Raw genomic sequence first — 17,980 nt, 5'->3', positions numbered from 1 at the left:
TAATTTTCTTAGCCCTATTAGCTTTTACTTATATTAAATCTAGTGGATTAGAAGAAGAGAGTAATTCAAATAGTTTTATTACGTATCTGTTTGCGGGTTTATTTATTTTATATTTTTCTATTTAAAAAATCTCACCTGGTTATGTTGAAGCTTAATAAATAAACCCGCACTAAGCGGGTTTATTTTTATCTCAAAAGAGGTTACAAGTTCGGGTACTAATTACATGTTTGGGTAATTAGGACCACCACCACCCTCAGGTGTTACCCAAGTAATGTTTTGAGATGGATCTTTGATGTCACACGTCTTACAGTGCACACAGTTTGCCGCGTTAATTTGGAAACGCTTAGAACCGTCGTTTTCTTCCATAATTTCATAAACACCAGCAGGGCAGTAGCGCTGAGCAGGCTCATCCCATTTTGGTAAGTTCACATTTACAGGTATAGAAGCATCTGTCAGTTTCAAGTGAGCAGGCTGGTTTTCTTCATGAACGGTATTCGATACGAATACTGAAGACAAACGGTCAAATGTAATTTTACCATCTGGTTTTGGGTAATTCGGTTTGAAGTTCGCAGCATCGACAGTTTTTAAAGCACTGAAATCTGGCTGTAAGTCATGTAGTGTAAATGGCACTTTAAAGATGTTTTGATCAACAAAGTTGAACGCACCACCCATCCATTGACCAAACTTATGCATAGCAGGGCCGAAGTTACGAGAGTTATATAACTCTTCTTTCAACCAACTGTTGTTAAACTTGTCAGTATACGCAGTTAACTCTTTAGTGAAGAAGTCTTCACCTTCAGTCACACGTGCAATGGCAAGGTCACCACCTTTTTCCACACCCGCAGCAATCGCTTCAAATACAGCTTCACCGCACAGCATGCCTGATTTCATTGCTGTATGAGAGCCTTTGATTTTCGCAAAGTTTAGGAAACCTGCGTCATCACCAATTAAGCTACCACCTGGGAAAGTGAATTTAGGTAGTGAGTTGAAACCACCTTTTACAACCGCACGTGCACCGTAAGAAATACGTTTACCACCTTCAAGATATTGCTTGATCAGTGGATGTGTTTTCCAACGCTGCATTTCCATAAATGGATACATGTGTGGATTGGTGTATGACAAGTCAACTATCATGCCTAAAGTCACTTGGTTGTTCTCAGCGTGGTATAACCACCAACCGCCTGAAGAACCTGTTTCACTTAAAGGCCAACCTGCACCGTGCATCACCAAACCTGGTTTGTGCTTAGCAGGATCGATTTCCCAAAGTTCTTTAATACCAATACCGTAATGTTGCGGATCAGCATCTTTATCTAAATTGAACTGAGCAATCAGACGTTTACCCAAATGACCACGACAGCCTTCAGCAAATAATGTGTATTTGGCATGCAGTTCATAGCCAGGAGTAAAGTTATGCGTTGGTTCGCCATCTTTACCAATACCCATGTCGCCAGTCTGAATACCTTTCACAGTACCATCTTCGTGGTAAAGGATTTCAGACGCTGCAAAACCTGGGAAAATAGACACTTCTAATTCTTCAGCTTTAGCGCCCAACCAACGAACCACATTACCTAACGAAATAACATAGTTGCCATCGTTATGCATGGTTTTAGGCACCATCCAATGTGGTGCTTCTTGTGATTTTTCATCAGACAATAAGAAGAAGGTTTTATCTTCAGTCACAGGCACATTTAAAGGTGCACCTTGTTCTTTCCAATCTGGGAACAATTCATTCATTGCGCGAGGTTCAAGCACAGCACCTGATAGAATATGCGCACCCACTTCGGAGCCCTTTTCCACGACACAAACGGACAGATCGTTTAGGTTATTTTCAATTGCAAGTTGACGAATTTTAATCGCAGCAGATAGGCCGGCAGGACCTGCACCGACGATAACTACGTCAAACTCCATCGATTCACGTTCGATGTGTTCCATGTAGGACTCCTCATATTTCGGAAGGTGGCATCCATTCAATTCATTTAAATGGTGCTGCCATGAGTGTTCTTAATGCCCAGACACAATTTTTCTATCGTGTCTTTGATATTGTGGGCTAGTATAGTTTTAAACCGAGTTCTAGCCAATTGGCTGAATCATATTATTTTTCCGTCACTAAGGTATTTATTAGGCGGATGAAGCAGCAATTGAACGAAAACCCGACGAAAAAATTCATTAATAGGGATGATAGAAATTTAATGAACATTGCACAATACTTAAAAGATGGACAGTCCGGTCACAAAAGGTCAATCCCCCCATTAGATCAATGGCATCCAAAGCATTGTGGTGCAATGGATTTGAAGGTTTTAGCCAATGGAGAATGGTGGCACGATGGTCAATTGATCAAGCGGCAAGCACTCATTGATCTGTTCTCAACCGTGCTTTGGAAAGAAGATGGGAAATTCTATTTAAAAACCCCTGTGGAACAAATTGAAATACAGGTGGAAGATGAGCCTTTATTTGTTAATCAAGTCGATACGCTTGAGCTAGAAAACAAGCGCTATATCCAGTTTACGACCACAACACAAGACGTGATTGTTGTGGATGATGAACATCCGATTTTTATGCGTGAATATCAGGGTGAACTACGTCCTTATGTGCATGTTCGTTTTGGTATAAATGCCTTAATTCAACGTGCTGCATTTTTTCATTTAGTCGAGATGGGTGAGCTGCTTGAAAATGAGCAAGGGGAGTCCATTTTAGTGTTACAAAGTGGTGATTTGCACTTGCAATTAGGCACCTGAGGTTTAAGCTTTCCACCTTGTCATTCTGAATCTAAATTAAAGTGACCCTATGACCGCCATTCATCCCATTTACCCCTTAAATGTACCCATGCCAAAAGCGACTGCTGATGCGCCTATTGGGGTATTTGACTCAGGTATTGGTGGTTTGTCTGTTGCGTTGGAAATTGCACGTTATTTACCGAATGAACGGATTGTTTATTTTGCAGATACGGCACATGTCCCTTATGGCCCGCGTCAAGATCAGGACATCCGTGAACTGACTGCACATGCGATTGAGTGGTTATACCGTCAGGGGTGTAAAGTCGCGGTGGTGGCATGCAATACGGCATCGGCATTTAGTTTGGATTATTTGCGTGAACATTATGGGGAGAACTTCCCCATTATTGGTTTAGTTCCTGCGTTAAAGCCTGCCGTTCTGCAAACAAAAAGTAAAACAGTGGCTGTTCTTGCAACACCTGCGACATTTCGTGGAAAGTTGATTAAAGATGTGATGCATCGTTTTGCTGAGCCGGCAGGGGTCAATGTTCTGACTGTTACCAGTTTGGAATTAGTACCCTTTGTAGAAGCAGGTGCGCAGATGAGTGAGGCTTGTCTTAACACATTAACTGAGGTTTTACAGCCAGTTGTAAATCAAGGTGCAGATTTTTTAGTGCTTGGATGTACACATTACCCCTTCCTAAAATCGGCAATTCAGTATATTTTTGGTCAGAAGCTGACATTAATTGACTCAGGTTTTGCAGTTGCACGACAAACAGCCCGAATTTTGATTAAAAATGAGTTATTATTTGATCAGAAAAGAGAAAATTGTTTGCGTATAGAGTGCTATGTCAGTGGCAATAATGCGGAAAATTTAAAACCGGTTGTGGCGCGCCTGATTCAAGATGATATTTCTTGGAACATTGCCAACATCGGACTTATAAGTTCAGAAGACTAAATCAGTCATTTTGGACAACGTTAAATGAAAAAATTAGTTTTTTATTGGGGTAGCCATGCCGCATTTTCCAGCTAAGATCAATTCGATGCTGAGTGCGTTATGCAGCGGGAGAGGATCACTAATGCTCGATAAGCGTTATCAAGTATTCATTTCCACATCTGGTAGCGAAATGCAGCCAGAACGGATTATTTTGGCTCAGACGCTTGTGGGAATGGGGTTTTTCTCATGGGGGCTAGAACAACGCACACCATTGAGCACTGCTTTTGCACGTCGTCAAATTGACGATTGTGACTATGTGATGATTTTATTGGGTAGTCAATACGGTGAGCAGTCTGTGTCTGGTGTGGGCTATATGCACCTTGAATACATCTATGCGGTGACCAAGCAAAAACCTGTCATTGTGTTTATGCATGATGATCCAGATTCACGTGATGATGCGTTACATGATGCTAAACCTGAACTTCGTGAAAAATTTAAAGAATTTAGAAAACTATTACAAAATGAAGTCGATCAAGTTTTTACCTATCGTAGTTTGCGTGATTTAGAAATGGCAGTTCGATTGAACATGCCACAAATGCTAGAACGCTATCCTGTTACAGGTTGGGTACGCCCACAGAATACTCAAGCTTTACATGATGAAATTGATCGTTTAAAAGCCCAGTTAGTTCAACTCGAAACAGAGTCTGGAAAACGCGAAGTTGATCCATTCTTATCTTTACCAAAAGTGTCGATGCATGAACTATTTTCATTTGAATACCGCATGCACGCTTATCAAGATGGTAATTTCAAAGAATTAAAAGTACAGAAGAAAATGACGTGGGCGCAGCTTTTGTCGATTTTAGGCGCAACCTTTGTTAATCCAACCCCTGAAGAATTCTTCTCTAAACGTATGAATGAGTTTTTGAATGAAACAGGTTTGGATGATGCACGTATTGAGATGCCACGTGCTCATGCGGTTGCGCGAGCACAAGTGAATATTCGTGCTTTACACAGCATTAAAAGTCAGATGCGGCAGAATGACTGGATTGTGCCCAATGGCCGAGATGATCGTCAGCGGATGTTGTGGCAAGTGACCAGTAAAGGTCAAAAATTACTAGAAAGTAATTTGCTTGATAATGATCGAGTTTTTCAATTTAAATCTGCATATTAATCTATTTTATTAAATGGATAAAAAGCTGCTACATTAGCGTCATTCAAATTGATGGAAAAAGCGTAATGTTGCCTGTCGAGAAAGCTAAAGTCACCATTATTCTGGCGAATCTAGGTACGCCTGATGCGCCAACTGTGCCCGCAGTGCGTCGTTTTCTGCAACAGTTTTTGTCGGATCAGCGAGTGATTGAAATCCCGAAACCGATATGGCAAATCATTCTACGTTTGTTCATTTTGCCATTTCGCCCTAAACGTGTTGCACATGCTTATGACATGGTTTGGGGTAATGATTCACCCATGCGTGAAATTTTATTTGAGCAAGTTGCCGCAGTAAAACAGCATCTCACAGCAAAATATCCAGAATTTGAACTGAATGTGATTCCGGCCATGACTTATGGTAATCCAGGGATTTCTGCCGCTTTAGCGCAATTGGCTGAGCAGCCTCAAGACCACATCGTCCTGTTTCCACTATTCCCACAATATTCAGCAACATCGACTGCACCGCTATATGATGCGATCGCACAATGGATTCCACAGCAGCGTAATTTGCCGGGTCTGAGCATTATTCGTGATTATTACCAGCATCCTGTGTTTATACAGGCCTTGGCGCAAAGTGTGCGTGATTATCAAGCTGAACATGGCGTACCAGATAAATTATTGATGTCATTCCACGGTATTCCACAGCCTTATGCCGATAAGGGTGATCCCTATGCAGATCGTTGCCGTGTGACGGGTCATTTGGTTGCACAAGCTTTGGGTTTAACTGCTGAACAGTATGAGATTAGTTTCCAATCGCGCTTTGGTAAGCAAGAATGGGTGAAACCTTATACCGATGCCACTTTGGAAGCGTGGGGCAAACAAGGCGTGAAATCGGTACAGGCTATGAGCCCTGCATTTTCAGCGGATTGTTTGGAAACGCTAGAAGAGTTGGCGCTGCAAAATGCTGAAATTTTCCAAGCTGCAGGCGGTGGTGAATATGGTTATATTCCTGCATTAAACGCGCGGGATGATCATGTCGCATTGCTCAATTTATTACTTCAAGCTAATCTTGATGCCTTAAAGCAAACATTAGCCCATTCATCGCCTTGAGGTTTTCGCCCTATGTTGCAAGTTAAAATCGTGCCCGTTACGGCATTTCAACAAAACTGTTCCATTGTTTGGGACTCTGAGTCGAAAGAAGCGGTCTTGATTGATGCAGGGGGAGAGCCTGAAAAATTAAAAGCCGAAGTTGAAGCGCTCGGTTTAACGGTCAAAGCCTTGTGGTTAACGCATGGCCATTTAGACCATGCAGGTGCGGTTGGGGCATTAACCCAAGCTTGGAATGTTCCAGTGATTGGCCCGCATAAAGAAGATGCGTTTTGGTTGGACATGATTCAGGAGGTTTCTGCGAAATACGGTTTCCCGATCCCTGAAAATGTCCATGTGACCCAATGGTTGGAAGGCGGCGAAACCTTGAAGCTGGGTGCAGAAGAGTTTGAAGTTCGTTTTGCACCGGGGCATACACCAGGTCATGTCATGTTCTATAACGCAAAATATGCCGTGCTTTGGACGGGGGATGTGTTATTTAAAGGCTCGATAGGCCGGACAGATTTTCCACGCGGTAACCATCAACAATTACTCGACTCCATTCAGCGTGAATGTTTTAGCTTGCCGGATGACACGCAGTTTATTTCAGGGCATGGTCCAATGAGTACCATTGGTTATGAAAAACAACATAATCCTTTCGTTGCTGGTAAAGCGGGTTAAGCAACTAGATTGAGAAACTTAAATTAACAAAACAGGAATCCAAACGGATTCCTGTTTTATTTACCTAAATAATAGGGTTATGCACTTGAGTCCTTAGAATTGGTCTTCTTCACGGCCACCATCGGCCTGAGGTGCATCTTGGGTTGGCAGGCGATATTCGTCATTGGCCCAAGCACCAAGATCAATCAATTTGCAGCGATCTGAGCAAAACGGGCGATATTCATTATTTTCCCAAGTCGTCAATGCGCCGCAGCGTGGACAATTCATGGTGGTGGGCATGCTTAACTCCAGCAAAAACGGATGATTCAATTAGGCAAATACAGTCGCAGTTGTTAGACTTATGCCGTTCTGTTTAGTTTGATCTGTTTATGCCTATTCGTCAATTTCAAGCGCAGCGTATGCGAGCTCCCCGTGATTTTCAGCCGATTGATTCCACGCCGATTTGTGTGGAAATTGGGGCTGGTAAAGGTAAACATGCATTATTGTTTTCAGCCAATCACCCTGAATTTCAATTGATTGCTGTTGAGCGGACACGTGAAAAATTTGTGGCAATGCAAAAGCAGCATCAACTTGAAGGGCAAAGCAATTTAACTCCAATTCACGCTGATGCATTGCCTTGGGTAGTACATGCCTTACATCCTGCGCAAGTACAGCAATTCTTTATTTTGTATCCAAACCCTGAACCGCATAATCCTGCACAGCGCTGGTTAAATATGCCGTTTTTTGAATTTCTATTGTCGCGTTTGCAGCCGGGTGGTCAGATTACCTTGGCCAGTAATATTCCTGAATATATTGAGGAAGCGCAGCAGCAGTTAATCGATGTTTGGAAGCTACCTTTTGTCAAAGAACGCATTGCAGAGACTTCAGCACGCACGCATTTTGAAATTAAATATCTAGAACGCGGTGAACTCTGTCAGCAGCTAATCATTACCAAGCCTGTAGATTACACCACACGTTTTGATGATTTTCAGCCGCTACAAGGTAAGCAACCCACCGAAGCATCTGCGGAATAATTGGGCATGACTCAGCGTATTGCAATCATTGGGGCAGGGCCTGCGGGATTGATGGCTGCGGAAGTGCTTAGCCAATTTGACTATGACATTCATGTTTATGAGCAAAAACCATCGGCAGCCCGTAAATTTTTAATGGCGGGCAAGACGGGGCTGAATATTTCGCATGCAGAACCCGTTGAACAATTTGTGCAGCGCTATGATCAAGTGGAATGGCTGAGTCCATGGGTTAAGCAGTGGGATGCAGCATGGATTCAACAATGGATGATGGGACTGGGTATTGAAACCTATATTGGTTCATCGGGTCGGGTCTTTCCTATTGAAATGAAAGCTGCGCCTTTGCTGCGTTCATGGTTAAAACGTCTCAGTCTCGACGGGGTGCAGTTTCATTATCGACATCAAGTTTTGGACTTACAGTCCAATCAGCTGACAATTCAAAACCTTGTTGATGAATCAAGCCAAGCGTTTGGCTTTGATGCGATTATTATGGCATGTGGGGCTGTGTCTTGGTCACGTTTAGGCAGTGATGGCGCATGGCAAAAATGGTTGCAGCCTGAGAGCATTGAAACTTTTCAAGCCAGTAATGCCGGTGTGGAACGCGTTTGGTCGAAGTTCATGCAGCCCGTGTTTGGACAGCCTTTAAAGCGAGTCAATGCATGGGTCGATCAAGCAGAGCCGACCCAAGGCGATATCATCATTTCACACTATGGAATGGAAAGTGGATTGATCTACAAACAAGGTCGTGCTTTGCGTCAACAGGTGAAATCTGCTCAGCCCATGCAGCTGACTTTGGACTTATTGCCAGATCAAAGTGTTGAGCAATTGGCAAAGAAACTACAGCCTTCGAAGAAGCAGTCTTTAACCAATGTTTGGCGTAAAGCCGGTTTAGATGCGGCGAAAGCTGCGCTGGTCCGTGAACTGGTTGATAAATCTTTATGGCATGAGCCAGCCTTACTTGCAGCGAAAATTAAACACTTAAATATTCAACTTGATGGCTTTCGCCCGATAGATGAGGCGATTAGCTGCGCAGGTGGTGTGAAGCGCTCAGTCCTAAATGATGGCTTACAATTGAAGAGCAATCCTGCAGTATTTGTCTGTGGCGAAATGTTGGATTGGGATGCGCCTACAGGAGGCTATTTACTGACAGCATGCCTAGCAACCGGTCGAGCAGCGGGTGAAGGGGTTCAAAACTATCTGGTTTCTTTGCAGAACTAAGCGCTTCAAATTGTCACAATCTTGCTGAGGAGTTGTGATATTTTGAGATGAAATTCTTCTAAGAAAGACCACTATGCGCGTACAAGAACAATATACCGGAAGCTGCTTGTGTGGAGCGGTTTGTTATGAGATCAATGGTCCGATTGGTGAGATCGTGCAATGTCATTGTTCTCAGTGCAGAAAAGCCAATGGTACAGCATTTGCGACCAATGCCCCGATTGCTAAAGCAGATTTTAAAATTGTAGCCGGTGAGCAGTTTCTGAAACAGTATGCGTCTACCGCTACCACACAGCGCTGTTTTTGTAGTGAGTGTGGTTCGCCGATCATCAGTATAAAGGCTGAAACGCCTGATTATTACCGCTTACGTATAGGCACCTTAGATACACCTCTGACGCAGAAACCAACCTGTCATATCTTTGTCGCATCCAAAGCAGAATGGGATGATATCGCAGGTGATTTACCACAATATGCTGAACGACCATAGCGAAAATCAAGATTGAGCAATCACATCAAGGGCAGGTTTGCACCCTTGATGTTAAGTAATAAGCTCGTATCGCTCTCTCATTCATCCACGTTGAATTTGGGTGAATAGATTGCAACAGGGTTGGAAGATTAAGGCTGTCGAGTTTTTTGTAGTTCAGGATATTGTTCCTGCCAATGTCCCAATTGTTCTTGTGCATGAATAAACTGACCGAGACCTTTGACACTATCACTAGGATTTTTTAACTCACCATCGGCTGCTTGATTTTTCTCACGATAAATTTGTGATTGATTGTCCCAGTACTGATACATCAAACCTTGAATATAACGGCCTTGCTCAGTTTTCATTTCGAGTTCTTTGAGCATATTCAGCGCCGACTGGATGTTGTCACGCTTACGCTGTGTGGCAAATTCATCAGTGAGTTTGCCTTCCTCACGCAGTTTCATCAGCTCATCTTCCATCTCATCGCTAATTTGACTAAAGCTCTCGTCATATTGCGTCAGAAGCGTGAGGTCGTGTAGATCATCTGGGGTCTTGGCAAAGTTTTTAATAGGATCACTATTCAGTTCTTTCATGATTTGATCATCGGAACTGATTTCACTATTTTGTTCCACCGTTTTTGATGATTTTTCACATGCAGTGAGTCCTAGCACCGTACCCATGAGGAAGATGACACAGAGTTTTTTAAAAGAGATTGGCATGAGCATAATCGTGTCCTAATGTGTTTTTCTAAAGATATAGACATGCGTGATATACGGAAAATCAATGAAATCCTGTGCAGTCTTTTGGGTTGATTCAGCCACGATATTTTCAAATTGTTGTTTCAGTTTTTGTTGTTCATCCATGCTTAACGCTGCAATAAAACTGGTGGACAATAATCGTTTGGAAACCACGTGTTCCACTGTACCATGATGCAATTGTTGAAATGCCGTTTCGGCAATTAATTTAAATTTTTGCTGCTGCTCAAACACTTTTTGCCATTGCCCACTATGATAACGTGGTGTGTCACCTTCGAGCTCACTCAAGACATCAGCGAGTTGTTTGACCCAATTGACTTGGATATCACGTTGGTTCCAAATCAATACAAGATCCCCATTGGGAACTAAGATACGACTGATTTCATTGAGGGTATCAGGGGTGGAAAACCAATGAAAAGATTGGGCACAAAATACCGCTGCCACAGAATGATCATGCAGTGGAATCTGATCACTTTGGGCGGCTAAAGTTGCAATATGCGGATGTTTTTTCTGCAATTGTTGCAGCATTTCATGCACAGGTTCGATCGCGGTGATATTTTCACTGAGTGGGCGAATATACTCGAGAAATTTGCCTGTACCTGAGCCTAAGTCCACCAGATGGGCTTGAGGGGCTAAAGCTAAATGTTGTTGTAGCCACGCACTGATTTCAATCGGGTAGTCAGGGCGGGCTTGTTGATAGAGTTCAGCTGCAGAGCTAAAGCCTTGTTGTGCGGCAGGATGTATTGAATGTGTCATATTCTGCACTTTTTAATCTGTATGGCCTCTATAAAATAGCATATTCGGAACAAGATAAACTTTGAATGCAACAAGGAAGGAAAAGCGTGACGCAACAAGGACTGGAGCAAAGCACAATGGAAAAGCACATCATTTTTGAAGATGATCAAATTCGTGTCATTTTTCAGCCTGGCAATTCTCGTGAGCTTATTTTCTCCTTCGGTGATTTGATTACCCGTGCCAAGGGCTTGAGCATCAATGCCGAGAAGTCTTTGCAAAAATATGGTTTTAATGTGATCGGTGTGATGCCGAAACAAAAATCGTGGTTTCCAGCATCGTCAATGCAGCCGATGTATCAAGCCATCAAGCCGATCCTCGAACAATTTGAGATGCGTATTGCCTATGGTGGTTCCATGGGCGGCTATGCTGCCATTAAGTATGCCAATTTATTTGGATTTCAGCGTGTGGTCAGTATGGTGCCGCAGTACTCCATAGACCCAGAAGACATTGTCGATACACGCTATGGCATGTTCTTTCAGCCCAATCTGCATGCCAATATGCGGGTACTTGCTGAAGACGTATCGACTACACGTGAATATATCGTAGTGTATGATCCTTATTGCCCAGAAGATCGCGCTCACTTTGAAAAACTACAGGCTTTAATTCCGCATGTGCATGTGTTGCATCTGCCGTTTACAGGGCATGATGCCATTGCAGTGTTGGCGAGTTCTGAACTGTTAAATGATTTCTTGAGACATCCTTTTGATGCGCCGTATTTTTATCAAAAAATGCGTCGGGTTAAGAAAAACAGCAAATTTTATTATAGAAAAGTCATCGAAAATTTACTGACACGCCATCGTGATGCCTTAGGTGAAATTTTAAAAAGCAATTCGTTTCAGCTTGACCCTCAATTTTTTGATGCCAAACAAAAACAGACCTTATTACGAGTATTGTTTAATAACAAACAAGTCAGTGAGCAAGATCTGCAAAAGTTGGGAATCACGACCTTTTTACCTCAGGAAAATCGTAGCCTGTTACTCGATCAGTTTGATCATGGTTTAGTGTTTAACGTGATTAGCCAAAAAATTGAAAGCTATGCAGCCGGTGTGATTGCACTGAATCACAAGTTTTTGATCCCTTTGCAGCCGAAGGGCACAGGCCTGGTATACGTACAAGTCCAAGATGAGCGTTACATGGTGGTGATGAATGACCGTCAGGTAATGAAATTGGTCTTAGCTCAAGATGAGCTTGCGACAGGTATGCATCCGATTTTAATGCAGAAATATGTGGGCTATTACACGCTGAACTATAAAGAACTGCGTTTGAGTAGCGATGAATTTGGTCAAATCTTCTTTGTCGAAAATGCCGATGCATCTTGTCAGTTCGTGGTGCAACCCGAACAGATTTAAGCTCGACATTTAGTTGAAAATCCAAAGCTTGCTAATTTGTCGGAAGAGATTATGATGAGATAAAGGCAGTATAAAAAACAATCATACTGCCCAAAACATCATAAGGAATATGAGGGGTATCAGTATGCATTCAACACAGATGCTTGCTGTATTATTCATCTTAGTGCTGACCATGGGTTCAGCCTATGCACAGGGGGTTAGTTCAAGCATACTGATTTTTAGCAGCAGTATGTTGTTACTTACGATACTGGCCATTTATGTCATACTCAAAATTCGAAATTCACTGCAACATCATCTCGATAAACCCGCGAAATAGCGGGTTTTTTTATATGCTGTTCGATTGCACTTTGGTGCATCACAGGTTTTAATCATTCACAATCGAATCTTTATAATCGGCCAGAAGGGAAGCAGCCATGAAAGCGGTATTTCTAGATTATCAGTCTCTAGATAAACAAGACTTAGATTTTAGCGGACTAGAAGCACAGTTTGATGAATTGATGCTCTATCCCGCAACAGCGGCTGCAGAGGTTGCCCAGCGCATACAAGGGGCTGATGTGATTATCAGCAATAAAGTACACATCAATGCTGAGTACATGCAGCTCAATCCGCAATTAAAACTGATCTTAATTTCTGCCACTGGCACCAATAACGTTGACCTTGTACAAGCACAGCAACAAGGCATCGTGGTGTGTAATTGCCAAGCTTATGGCACCGCTGCGGTCGCACAGCATACCTTGATGTTAATGTTGAACTTGGCGACATCATTTCGACAGTATGATCGGGCGGTTCAACAAGGAAATTGGCAAAAAGCGGATCAGTTCTGCTTACTGGATTTTCCAATTATTGAGTTGGCCGGTAAGACTTTGGGGATTGTCGGCTATGGCGAATTGGGGCAAGCCGTGGCACATTTGGCTAAAGCTTTTGGCATGAAAATTATGATTGGTGCGCTACCGAATCGACCTATGGTGGCTGAGCGAGTGGCCTTTTCTGAGATGCTAGCGCAGGTCGATTTTCTCAGTTTGCATTGTCCTTTAACAGAGGAAACCCGTGATTTACTCGATTATGAAAGCTTGGCTCAAATGAAAGCATCGGCCTTTGTGATCAATTGCGCACGAGGTGGTGTTGTCAATGAAACTGCATTAGCCGAGGCATTAAAATCAGGAAAGATCGCAGGTGCGGCAACCGATGTCTTGACCGTTGAGCCACCCAAGCAGGGCAATGTGTTGCTTGACCCAAGTATTCCAAATTTAATCATTACCCCACATAGTGCATGGGGCAGCGTCGATGCGCGACAACGCATTGTGCAGCAATTGGTGGAAAATGTAGAAGCCTTTAAAGCTGGGATGGTAATTCGACAGGTGAATTAAAATCGAGTTTAAGGAACATTATTTTTGAACAATGCTCCATATAAATAGGGATGTCTATGCAGGTCGATCTTGCCAATAAAAAAAGTTTAAGATTATTTTGCATGCTGATTCTCTTTACCGCATGCATCACTTGGGCATGGTACAGTTATGTACTAAATATCAGTGAAAATTATTTATTCCAGAACCCTGATTTTGAAGTTCATAAATTCATGCCGACCTTACAAGTTGTGTTGGTTTCGGTATTTTTTATTGCGCATTGCGCATTGCGTCTTAGCGCTTATTGATTTTTTAAATCGCTATTGGTATTGGGGACTATGGCTTGTTGTGGTGCCAATTATTGTGGGACAGGTCTATTTTTCTGTCTTTGGAGAGGTTGCTCATATTGATCATTTATCAGTCTGGGTTGACTATCCATTTTGCCTGTTGATGCTTATTCAAATTTGTACAGCATCGTTTGTACGTAGGCGATATCTCAAGCCTACTGCTTAATGCATTAATGCTTAACTTAATAGTTAAATTTCAGCATTTTTTCAAAAATTTAGCATTGAAGTGATGTTTGATCCGCTCAAATTCAAGTTCAGTCTTGATACTGTTTGGCATCATGATTCGTAAATAACTTTTTTCGAGTTTAAAAGGATCTTTGGTATTGGGTACAGGATTAAAGCCACCATTTGGGTAGATCAAATTTGTCTCATAGGCACGTAAAATCTGATCATTGTGAAAATAGAAACTTGTTAGGGATTGATTGGATTCACCAAAAACATAGAGGTTTATTTTGCATTGACCATCGAGTTGATACAGTGTCGCTTCATTGCCTTCAGTCGATTTGTATTCTTCGTCATCTAGCATCTCTAAGGTTTGTAATAATTTACCTTCGGCATCATGGTTATATTGGTGAGAATTGTACAATTGGGGAAAAATGGCCTGCAACTGTGGATAACTTTTTAACAATTGTGGAAAACGTTGTAAGCCAAGCACAGAGCCAACACAGAGCAGAATACCAAGCAAGATACCAAATAAAATTCGCATTTTTTTCTCATTAATTCATTGTTTTTATAGGCATAGGCCAAAGACCAAAAGCATTCAATTTTGGTTTTAAAAAAGCCCAACCAAAGTTGAGCTTTTAAATGTGCTGTTAAATTATAAATCAGTCACTGGATACGTCGTAGACGTCGAACTCGATGGATAGCTACTTTGTGGATATTGATTACTATTTTGCCCCGCATTGTTGCTTGGAGCCGTATTGATTGTATTGCCTGAAGACGGTTCACTCAACGACTGTTGGCTAATGGGCGCAGGTTGGCTGGTTTTGCCTGTGATATTTTCACGGGTTTGCTTCAATTTTTCATTGACGTTTTGAGTGGCTTGCTGTGCACCCTGATCAACCTGTTGTACTGTATTTTGAGTAGCAGTTTTCGTATTGTCCCAAGCTTGGTCAACCGAAGGCTTAATTTTAGAAATTCCACGTTCAGTCATTTCGCCAATATTTTTAGCAGCACCGACCACGCCTTCTTGGGCTTTATAGGCCCACACATGCAATAAATTTGGATTATCGCCATAAGGGCTCACAGGTTTTTTCGCTTGTTGCTCAGTACTTTGCGCTGCTGTGTTTTCTTGTGCCCAAAGCATGGGTGTCGTGAATATTAAGCTTAGGCATAACGTTGCTTTTAATGAAATTTTCACAGCTTCACCTCTGAATTTTATAGATTTTCTATCTGATGAACGGTTTTAACGCATTATAGGAAAAATTGCAGCGAAAAAAACCTGCCGTAGCAAAATCAATACAGCAAATGACAGCTTTGTACACGTTTGTATTTTGCCTAGGGTAAAAAAAAGGCCCACTGAAGGGTGAGCCTACTCTCTGGAGGAGAGGGTATGAAAGCCAGTTTATTTATTTGTGAGCACCTAAGCTGGCTTCATGTGAGCTATGGACTTCAGCTTGTGCGACAGGCGTTTGCAACTGTACATTGCTACTGCCACTCACATTAGCTTCTTGACCTTTTTGGAAATTCGCTTTGGTTTGTTGCCATTTTTCACTGGCAAATTGGCGACCTTCCTGAGCTTTTTCACCTAAATAGCTCTTGGTTTGATCAACTTTGTTGTCGACATTGCTTTTACGTTCATCAAGTTTTGCTTTGTCTTTTGCAGCTTTTTCATCGAGCTGTGCTTTGCGCTCATCAAGCTTAGCTTTATTTTGCTCAGCCTTGGCATCGATCTTGGCTTTCGCTGCATCTGACTTTTCATCTTTAGACTGTTTTAGGTCAGCCCATTTATTTTTTGCATCTTGCTTTTTGTCAGCACTGAATTCTTTGGTGTCTTGCCATTTTTCTTGGGTGAATGTTTTGGTCTTATCGACGCCTTTTTCAATTTTGTCACCGGCTGTATGCGCAGACTGATTAATGTCTTGTTTTAGATTTTGCAGTACAGACGGTTGCTGTGTTTCAACTTTCGCATTGGCTTCTACTGCGGTGTTCGCAAATAGTGGGGTGGTTGCGAATAATGCTGCGGTGATCAGTGTTGTTTTAAATAAAGGTTTCATCTTTGCATTTGTCCTCTTTTATTGAACGCTGCTGTTGCACTCAGCATTTGCGCTTTTGGAGCAGAGGACATCTTAAGAGTAAAAAAAAAGCAAAAAGTGGTTTTGTGCGATAAGTCACACAATGCGATAACAGCTCAGATACGCGGAAGTTTGAAATGTGGAAACTTAGTTAAGTTAACGTAGTATTGTAATTTTATGAAAATACAGTGGCTTATATGTGATTTGCGCGTTGCTGTGGTGTGGTTCTAGTTACGATTTTCATCATAAAAAATAATGGGTTTGAACGGATTATAGTTCAAGATTCAAGGAAAAATGAAACCATACCCCCATTTGGAGATATGGTTTTTATCATTTATTCACATTGTGTAAGTGCATCTTTTGCAAAATGACCGCGTAATGCAAGGAAGTTCTTTTGTACATCCGCAGCATTTAAATCAAAATTGTGTGCTGAACTTGTGCCGTCTTTAGCAAAGGTTGCTGTACCACCTGAAATCAGGGTTAAGCCTTTAAATGACCATTGTTCAACCGATTTTGCTTCTTCTAAATTGCCTGTAAATTCAATCACGCATTTATCTACAAATTTAGTCAGTTTTGCTTTGTTATCCGTGGTATCTGGGTAGACATCAATGTTTTGAACTTCTTGTAATACACCAGTTTCAAGTTGTGGAATCGTTGGTGCAGATGTACATGCAGAAAGTGTTAGACCCGCAAGACCAGTCAAAAGGAATGCTTTCAATTTCATAAGTTTCATTCTTGTTGAGTGTTGTTGTCTTTGAGTATAGGGAATTGGTGAATTATTGGCTATAGATTTAAGTCTTAAGCCTAAATTCAACTTCATTCACTTAATATTTAACGTTTATAGGCTGCACTTCCTGGACCAACGGCATTGATGCTGACTTGGCGTGATGGATGGGTGCTTTTTTGATAATACACTTTCGAATTTGGTCCATAAATATTGATTTTATTGACTGATTCTACATAGACCGTTGTATTTGGACCTGCAACCGTAATCATCGGGCAACTGCCTTTTAGAGTAATACGGCTATCTGGAGCAGGAATATTCACTGAGCGTCCTGCGCAATCATAACTTGCAACGGTATCAGGTGAAGAAATGATGATTTGAGAATGAGTCATTTCCGTTCCAGCATTTGCAGAAGAAATAGATAGGATCAATAATCCAAAGCTAAGTAATTTTTTATTCATCATAGGTATTTCATTTTATTCAGGTTGAGTTATTTTTAGCATGCCGAGATTTATTTGCTCAAGTCTTATTCAACTTTATTTAAAACGAGATATTGAGTGCAACAGCAGATCTTTTTCACATTGATGTATTAAGAAGTGATTTAGCTTGGTGATTGATCTCGTATTTCAAACCGTCTCATTGAATTATCAGGACGTTATTCTAAATAACCCATGAGGTCTTAGCTGGTTTATTTAGCGATTAAAGTTTTGGCAAAAAGAACAACAACACAAGGCCACCCAATACTCCACCGATAATGAGCCAATCTTTCTTACGCATATCTGCAACACGAATTACTGAAAAATACAGGCTGCTAAAAAATAGAAAAACGAAGACAAATAGCACGAGGGGATTATTGAATATAAATTTAGTACTGCCCAATAAAACGAAAATGGTTGTGCTCGACAACTAATACACCAAACTTAAAACAAATTTTGAAAGCGTTAAGTAACGCACAGTGCGGTCTAATCTTGGCAAAGTCACCGCAAGGATGACGATTCCAATAAATCCACCCAAAACAGAAATAATCAAAAAGAATAAAGCACCCATATCTGGCTTGTTTGGAATGTATGGATAAACCTTCCAAAGGTAAAAGCTGCATGCCATCAATACTGTATGTAAGATAAAAAGATAGAGATCTGGGCGGTAAGGATGATTGACTGTAATACTTTTCATATATTGTT

General features: G+C 41.6%; 23 protein-coding genes. 12 read left to right on the top strand and 11 right to left on the bottom strand.

What is annotated here, in order from left to right:
- Positions 1–219: 219 nt before the first annotated feature.
- The gene (locus MST17_RS14370; protein WP_180026642.1) at positions 220–1,932 is read right to left on the bottom strand and encodes an electron transfer flavoprotein-ubiquinone oxidoreductase; all 1,713 of its coding nucleotides are present in this window, start codon (positions 1,930–1,932) and stop codon (positions 220–222) included.
- 194 nt (positions 1,933–2,126) lie between these two features.
- Here MST17_RS14370 and MST17_RS14365 point away from each other — a divergent pair, with 194 nt between their 5' ends.
- The 5 genes from MST17_RS14365 (at position 2,127) to MST17_RS14345 (ending at position 6,564) form a co-directional block, all read left to right on the top strand.
- A complete protein-coding gene (locus tag MST17_RS14365; protein WP_180026641.1) occupies positions 2,127–2,735 on the top strand; it encodes a DUF1285 domain-containing protein in 609 nt (202 codons plus the stop codon).
- Positions 2,736–2,784: 49 nt separating this feature from the next.
- Positions 2,785–3,669 carry a glutamate racemase gene (gene murI, locus MST17_RS14360; RefSeq protein ID WP_180010252.1) on the top strand — a complete coding sequence of 295 codons (885 nt, stop codon included), beginning with the start codon at positions 2,785–2,787 and terminating at the stop codon, positions 3,667–3,669.
- A 121-nt stretch (positions 3,670–3,790) separates the two neighbouring features.
- The gene (locus tag MST17_RS14355; protein ID WP_067764038.1) at positions 3,791–4,819 is read left to right on the top strand and encodes a DUF4062 domain-containing protein; all 1,029 of its coding nucleotides are present in this window, start codon (positions 3,791–3,793) and stop codon (positions 4,817–4,819) included.
- Positions 4,820–4,884: 65 nt separating this feature from the next.
- Positions 4,885–5,907 (top strand): ferrochelatase, encoded by a 1,023-nt coding sequence (gene hemH / locus MST17_RS14350; protein ID WP_180026640.1) that lies wholly within the window; start codon positions 4,885–4,887, stop codon positions 5,905–5,907.
- Positions 5,908–5,919: 12 nt separating this feature from the next.
- On the top strand, positions 5,920–6,564 hold the full coding sequence (locus MST17_RS14345) for an MBL fold metallo-hydrolase (protein ID WP_078189772.1): 645 nt from the start codon (positions 5,920–5,922) through the stop codon (positions 6,562–6,564).
- Between the two features lie 93 nt (positions 6,565–6,657).
- Here MST17_RS14345 and MST17_RS14340 read toward each other — a convergent pair whose 3' ends face one another.
- Positions 6,658–6,843 (bottom strand): DNA gyrase inhibitor YacG, encoded by a 186-nt coding sequence (locus MST17_RS14340; protein WP_078189771.1) that lies wholly within the window; start codon positions 6,841–6,843, stop codon positions 6,658–6,660.
- A gap of 83 nt (positions 6,844–6,926) precedes the next feature.
- Between MST17_RS14340 and MST17_RS14335 the strand changes: the two genes are divergently transcribed.
- The 3 genes from MST17_RS14335 to MST17_RS14325 all read left to right on the top strand — a co-directional run bounded on the left by MST17_RS14335 (position 6,927) and on the right by MST17_RS14325 (position 9,273).
- Positions 6,927–7,577: an SAM-dependent methyltransferase gene (locus tag MST17_RS14335; protein ID WP_180026647.1), complete on the top strand. Its 651-nt coding sequence runs from the start codon at positions 6,927–6,929 to the stop codon at positions 7,575–7,577.
- Between the two features lie 6 nt (positions 7,578–7,583).
- Positions 7,584–8,789, top strand: a complete 1,206-nt coding sequence (locus MST17_RS14330; protein ID WP_180026639.1) for a TIGR03862 family flavoprotein — start codon at positions 7,584–7,586, stop codon at positions 8,787–8,789.
- Positions 8,790–8,862: 73 nt separating this feature from the next.
- Positions 8,863–9,273 (top strand): GFA family protein, encoded by a 411-nt coding sequence (locus MST17_RS14325; RefSeq protein ID WP_180026638.1) that lies wholly within the window; start codon positions 8,863–8,865, stop codon positions 9,271–9,273.
- Positions 9,274–9,401: 128 nt separating this feature from the next.
- Here the strand turns inward: MST17_RS14325 and MST17_RS14320 are convergent, their stop codons facing one another.
- Together MST17_RS14320 and MST17_RS14315 are read right to left on the bottom strand one after the other, a co-directional pair.
- Complete coding sequence (locus MST17_RS14320; RefSeq protein ID WP_306669799.1) at positions 9,402–9,977, bottom strand: hypothetical protein; 576 nt, start codon at positions 9,975–9,977, stop codon at positions 9,402–9,404.
- 9 nt (positions 9,978–9,986) lie between these two features.
- Positions 9,987–10,763, bottom strand: a complete 777-nt coding sequence (locus tag MST17_RS14315) for a class I SAM-dependent methyltransferase (RefSeq protein WP_180026637.1) — start codon at positions 10,761–10,763, stop codon at positions 9,987–9,989.
- A gap of 116 nt (positions 10,764–10,879) precedes the next feature.
- On the opposite strand from MST17_RS14315, the gene MST17_RS14310 reads away from it, so the two are divergent.
- The 4 genes from MST17_RS14310 to MST17_RS14295 all read left to right on the top strand — a co-directional run bounded on the left by MST17_RS14310 (position 10,880) and on the right by MST17_RS14295 (position 13,802).
- A complete protein-coding gene (locus MST17_RS14310; protein WP_180026645.1) occupies positions 10,880–12,151 on the top strand; it encodes an alpha/beta fold hydrolase in 1,272 nt (423 codons plus the stop codon).
- A gap of 124 nt (positions 12,152–12,275) precedes the next feature.
- Positions 12,276–12,467: a hypothetical protein gene (locus MST17_RS14305; RefSeq protein WP_257224013.1), complete on the top strand. Its 192-nt coding sequence runs from the start codon at positions 12,276–12,278 to the stop codon at positions 12,465–12,467.
- Positions 12,468–12,564: 97 nt separating this feature from the next.
- Complete coding sequence (locus tag MST17_RS14300; protein ID WP_180026635.1) at positions 12,565–13,518, top strand: 2-hydroxyacid dehydrogenase; 954 nt, start codon at positions 12,565–12,567, stop codon at positions 13,516–13,518.
- Positions 13,519–13,574: 56 nt separating this feature from the next.
- Entirely contained in the window at positions 13,575–13,802 is a 228-nt protein-coding gene (locus MST17_RS14295; protein WP_180026634.1) for a hypothetical protein, read from the top strand.
- A gap of 235 nt (positions 13,803–14,037) precedes the next feature.
- Here the strand turns inward: MST17_RS14295 and MST17_RS14290 are convergent, their stop codons facing one another.
- The 7 genes from MST17_RS14290 to MST17_RS14260 all read right to left on the bottom strand — a co-directional run bounded on the left by MST17_RS14290 (position 14,038) and on the right by MST17_RS14260 (position 17,972).
- Complete coding sequence (locus MST17_RS14290; protein ID WP_180026633.1) at positions 14,038–14,547, bottom strand: hypothetical protein; 510 nt, start codon at positions 14,545–14,547, stop codon at positions 14,038–14,040.
- 111 nt (positions 14,548–14,658) lie between these two features.
- Positions 14,659–15,147 carry a hypothetical protein gene (locus tag MST17_RS14285; RefSeq protein WP_180010278.1) on the bottom strand — a complete coding sequence of 163 codons (489 nt, stop codon included), beginning with the start codon at positions 15,145–15,147 and terminating at the stop codon, positions 14,659–14,661.
- Between the two features lie 262 nt (positions 15,148–15,409).
- Positions 15,410–16,057 (bottom strand): hypothetical protein, encoded by a 648-nt coding sequence (locus MST17_RS14280; protein WP_180026632.1) that lies wholly within the window; start codon positions 16,055–16,057, stop codon positions 15,410–15,412.
- A 352-nt stretch (positions 16,058–16,409) separates the two neighbouring features.
- Positions 16,410–16,799: a hypothetical protein gene (locus MST17_RS14275; protein ID WP_078189759.1), complete on the bottom strand. Its 390-nt coding sequence runs from the start codon at positions 16,797–16,799 to the stop codon at positions 16,410–16,412.
- Positions 16,800–16,906: 107 nt separating this feature from the next.
- The gene (locus MST17_RS14270) at positions 16,907–17,263 is read right to left on the bottom strand and encodes a DUF3060 domain-containing protein (RefSeq protein WP_078192788.1); all 357 of its coding nucleotides are present in this window, start codon (positions 17,261–17,263) and stop codon (positions 16,907–16,909) included.
- Between the two features lie 235 nt (positions 17,264–17,498).
- Entirely contained in the window at positions 17,499–17,705 is a 207-nt protein-coding gene (locus MST17_RS14265) for a hypothetical protein (protein WP_257224519.1), read from the bottom strand.
- On the bottom strand, positions 17,706–17,972 hold the full coding sequence (locus MST17_RS14260) for a hypothetical protein (RefSeq protein ID WP_257223145.1): 267 nt from the start codon (positions 17,970–17,972) through the stop codon (positions 17,706–17,708).
- Between the last annotated feature and the right edge of the window lie 8 nt (positions 17,973–17,980).

This window comes from Acinetobacter sp. YH16056_T, from assembly GCF_024605895.1.
GTDB classification, from domain to species: Bacteria; Pseudomonadota; Gammaproteobacteria; order Pseudomonadales; family Moraxellaceae; genus Acinetobacter; species Acinetobacter amyesii.
The sequence above is the reverse complement of the archived record's forward strand: the minus strand, read 5'-3'. Positions and strand labels throughout refer to the sequence as shown.